A 4,469-nucleotide genomic window follows, 5' to 3' on the forward strand; every position below is an offset into this window, starting at 1 on the left:
TAAGATGCCAATACATTTTGTTTAATTTAAATTTTTGATTTTATTAAGTTAATTTTTTATTTCTTAAAAGTGAGGAATAAGACAAAGATATTAGTGTTTATTTTTGTCACACAATCTGTCAAGATTTATTGAAAAATAGTTACACATTAAATTCAAAGGAAAATATGGTCAGATTGACTAAAGTCTCTTTATCAGTGCGTATATTATTGTTTGTTTTCCTACCATTATGGGTGCTGTCTGCCGCGTCTATTGGTATTGGAACTTATTATCTTGCGGATTTACAAACGAGTAAGCTAAAAGGCGATCTTAAGCTAATCGCCAGAGCAATTGATGTCCCTATTGGAGAGGCAATCCGCAAAGGAGATATAGAAACAGTTCAAAGAACGCTTAATGCAATCTTTGATTTAGGTCAGGTATATGGTGCGTCTGTCTACAATCAGGATGGTCAGCGTATTGCTGCGGCTGGTATTGCTAAACGAAGCAATAAGTATAGCCCTATTGCACTTGAGCTGCTTGAAGTTGGACGTGATGCCAATGTCTATCAACGTCAAGCGGGCAAACAAGTATATTCTCATTTTCTTCCTATCACCGATAAACGAGGGCAGATATCGAGCCTTGTCGAAATTACTCGTCGTGCTAGTGATTTTTCGTCTTCTATGAATACCTTGTCACTCTCGGCTTGGAGTGTATGGGGGGTAATCGGGTTGCTCACCTTAATCATCGTCTATTTAGGTCATTATCGAGCAGTAGGCCGTGATGTAGCCCAGTTAACGAGTACCATGGCCAAGATTGGTCAAGGTCAGTTAGGCTTACGTGCATCTGATTCAAATACATATGAATTATCTTCTATTGCTCGGGCGCTAAATCGAATGCTTGATGATATTGCGCTTGCACAGCAAAAAATACTGGCTCATCAAGAGTATGAAACAAAACTAAACCTGAGGTTAGAGCGAAATGAGCGGATGGCAACATTAGGACGATTCGTCGGTGGCGTGGCTCATGAATTAGGAGCACCATTGAATGTGATTGATGGTAGAGCAAGGCGTTTATCTCGATTTATTGATAAGAACTCGGCATTACATGAACTGATGTCGATCAGAGGACAAGTGAAGCGGCTAACCCGAATCGTTCGGCAATTATTGGATTTCTCTCGTAATAGTAACCAAAAAGAAAAAGTGCTTATTTTGGATTTAGTCATAAATGCCAGGGAATCATTAAGTTATGAACAAATAGATCTCTTTCCTTTAACTACCATTAATGTTCCTAATCATCTGTCGGTCTTCGTTGATCCTGATCTGCTCGAATTAGCGCTAATTAACTTACTACGAAATGCAAGCCAAGCCGCTCAAGAAAATGTCTTCGTTGAATATAGTGAGTCGCATGATTCCTGGTCGATAACCATCAGCGATGATGGGCAAAGCATCCCTATAGATATGGACTTATCTCAGCTCCTAGAACCCTTTTTTACGACAAAGCCAAAAGGTCAGGGAACTGGGCTTGGTTTAGCTATTGTTAACAACATCGTGAATGATCATCATGGCGAATTAATTCTCAGGCGCTCAGAGCAAGGCGGGCTCATCGTTACATTACAATTTTCAAAGGAACAATGGGTATGAATATTTTATTAGTAGAAGATGATGGTGATTTAGCGGATTTATTGTGTGAAGAGCTTGAGAGCGAGGGATATCAGGTCACAGTGGTCAACTCAGCTGAAGAAGCTTCACGTAAGTTAAATGAAATAATACCTGATGTGGTGATTTCCGACTTAAGATTACCTGATCGTAATGGTATGACATTGATACCGGAAGTTAAAGCTCTGATGCCAACCCCTGCTATGTTATTAATTACGGCGTTTGGCTCTGTTAACCAAGCGGTTGATGCACTTAAAGCGGGAGCGGATGATTTTTTAACCAAACCTTTTGATATGGATCATTGTCTATTAACCGTGAAACGCCTAGTTGAGCACCGAAGCTTGAAAAACCAAGCTGAAAACCGTTTCTTTCATGGCATGCTAGGTGAAAGTGCAGTGATGCAGAGCCTTTTTCGTATGATCCAAAAAATATCGAAAACGGATGGGCCTGTCTTAATATTGGGAGAAAGTGGTACTGGTAAGGAGCTAGTCGCTAAAGCGATTCATAATGAAAGTCTTAGGAAAAATGGCCCTTTTCTGGCAGTTAATTGCGCAGGTATCCCTAAGGAATTACTGGAAAGTGAATTTTTTGGACATTCAGTTGGCGCTTATACCGGGGCAAATCAATCACGATTAGGTTTGTTAAGGGAGGTCGACGGAGGTACCTTGCTTCTTGATGAAATCGGTGAAATGCCTCTTGAGTTACAAGCTAAATTATTACGTGTATTACAAGAAGGGACCATTCGACCAGTGGGTTCTGATAAGGAAATTAGCGTAGATGTACGTATAGTCACGGCAACTCACCGGGATTTAGAGTCTCGTATCGCAGAGGGGCTGTTTCGACAGGATCTATTCTTTCGGCTAGAAATGTTCACATTATCTGTACCACCACTTCGAGAACGTGGTGATGATCTTACGATTCTTGCCCGACATTTTCTTTCTACTCAGACACAAGCTGGAAAAACTAAAGCGATTCAACTGAGTAACTTAGCCTGGAAAGAACTACTGAATTATGATTTCCCGGGAAATATACGCGAGCTTAAAAATGCGATTGAAAGAGCATCAGTATTCTGTGACGGTGATGAAATTTTACCATCACACCTACCTGAACGTATTAGGAAATCGTCGAGTACTATCAAAGATAATATTTTTGACTTTTTATCTGAAGATATGCCATCGTTAAATGAGCTTCAACGTAACTATATTAAATTTATTCTTGAGAAAGTCGGGGGGAATAAAGCTAAGGCTGCTGATATATTAGGAATAACCCGACGAACCTTATATCGATGGATAGATGAAAGCCATAACACTTCCGTTCGATAGCTTATTGTAGCTTTAGATCAGACGCTTGAAGCAAGTTCACAACGACTACCGATAATCACACTGAATGCGCTAGAAATAGAGGACGTGGGGCTTAACTCATGATTGACTGCTAAGGCAAACTCTTTTCCTCTTCATTATACGTTTGTATTCGAAATAAAAAGCATCTAAAGTCTTACTCAGGAGGGAGGAACATTAAGCTGGCAATAAAAGGTCAAAATCTATTTCTTGGATACGCCGATCAACTGGCCTACGTGGAAAATATGGTGTTCCGAACTTTAAGAAGAAGTCGCATGGATTTAAGCCTGTGTAAGTATATTGAGGCTCTATAACAAATAGCTTGATAGGCTTTGCTGGACACTTTCCAAATGCCTCCCATTTAGTACAGTACGAGCAGTTGTACTTACTACTTTTTAGGAGCTTTTCAGAAAGAGAGCCTGGCTGATTTATACCAAACCTGACAAATTTAATGTCGCCCCTCTCTTTAATAAACCGGTGGCTTTGTTCTGGAAAGAATTTAGTGTAGTACTCATAGCTTTGGATTAAACATTCACGAGATACTGGCTTCCTTCTTCCATCTTGATAGTACCAATTATGAAATCCATCCCCAAGACTATGGTCATTTCTTCGCATGGTCGCCCAAAGGTGAAAATCAACCATAAAACAGGGCATTATGTGGCAATCAACACTGACACGATTTAACCTTTGAGTATGTTTTACACTTAAGTTAGTAAGCTCTCTTACATCTAATGGGCAACCAGACAAAACCTTAAGTAAGGTCAAAACCATAGTTTCTCTCTTCGACTTTTTTAGTTGGCAAAGGAGTCGACCATGTTTCAGGCATTGCAACCCTTGTAACCATTCCCATTTAAAATACCCAAATCCATACTCCTGGATTGCCTGTAATATGCATTCTGGACAAAAGCGAATCGCTATCGAGCCATCAGCGCTGATTTTAGGTATGTTACAGTCAAGAGGTTGGAAAATACTGTAGATTCTATCTAGGTAATCAACAGGGTTATCATATTTTCCTGCATATTTTAATGCTAGCCCAGAGTTCCTAAGAAAACGCAGCAACTCAACATCACGAGTTCTTGTCATTCTTTCAGGACAATTTTTCCTAAAACTAACGTTATTATACCAATCCCCCTCAGAGCTAAGAATACTAGAGAAGTCGATTTCACCATCGACAACTAAGTTACGGAAAATCCAGCTTTGGACAGACTCATCCTCAACATATCTAAGCTCAAACATACTAACTAATAAATGTAGTGGTCAACTAAAATTGGCCACGGTTTTAGAGTTTTCCCAATACAATCGTTCTGACTCATTGGGTGTCAAGCCACCGTTATACTGATGGGGCCTGAGCTGGCTGTAATATCCAATAATGTAGCGGATGATCTCTTGTTGAGCCTCTGCAAAGCTACGATAACCTACTGTTGGTACCCATTCCGTTTTCAAGCTTCTAAAGAAGCGCTCCAGCGGCGCATTATCCCAGCAATTTCCTCGGCGAGATAAA

General features: G+C 40.1%; 4 protein-coding genes. 2 read left to right on the forward strand and 2 right to left on the reverse strand.

Translation table 11 applies throughout. From position 1 onward, the window contains the following. Positions 1-173 precede the first annotated feature (173 nt). The gene (locus CAG58_RS07495; protein ID WP_161429773.1) at positions 174-1,616 is read left to right on the forward strand and encodes a sensor histidine kinase; all 1,443 of its coding nucleotides are present in this window, start codon (positions 174-176) and stop codon (positions 1,614-1,616) included. Further along, on the forward strand, positions 1,613-2,953 hold the full coding sequence (locus tag CAG58_RS07500) for a sigma-54-dependent transcriptional regulator (RefSeq protein ID WP_161425350.1): 1,341 nt from the start codon (positions 1,613-1,615) through the stop codon (positions 2,951-2,953). Before CAG58_RS07495 ends, CAG58_RS07500 begins: the two co-directional genes overlap by 4 nt. 192 nt (positions 2,954-3,145) lie before the next feature. Here CAG58_RS07500 and CAG58_RS07505 read toward each other — a convergent pair whose 3' ends face one another. Together CAG58_RS07505 and CAG58_RS07510 are read right to left on the reverse strand one after the other, a co-directional pair. Continuing rightward, positions 3,146-4,204, reverse strand: coding sequence for a hypothetical protein (locus tag CAG58_RS07505; protein ID WP_161425349.1), 1,059 nt, complete (start codon positions 4,202-4,204; stop codon positions 3,146-3,148). A 21-nt stretch (positions 4,205-4,225) separates the two neighbouring features. Further along, positions 4,226-4,469, reverse strand: a 244-nt coding sequence (locus CAG58_RS07510; RefSeq protein WP_161429774.1) for an integrase core domain-containing protein, incomplete at its 5' end; no start/stop codon positions are given.

The organism is Vibrio sp. V31_P5A7T61 (assembly GCF_009904895.1).
Lineage (GTDB): Bacteria > Pseudomonadota > Gammaproteobacteria > Enterobacterales > Vibrionaceae > Vibrio > Vibrio metschnikovii.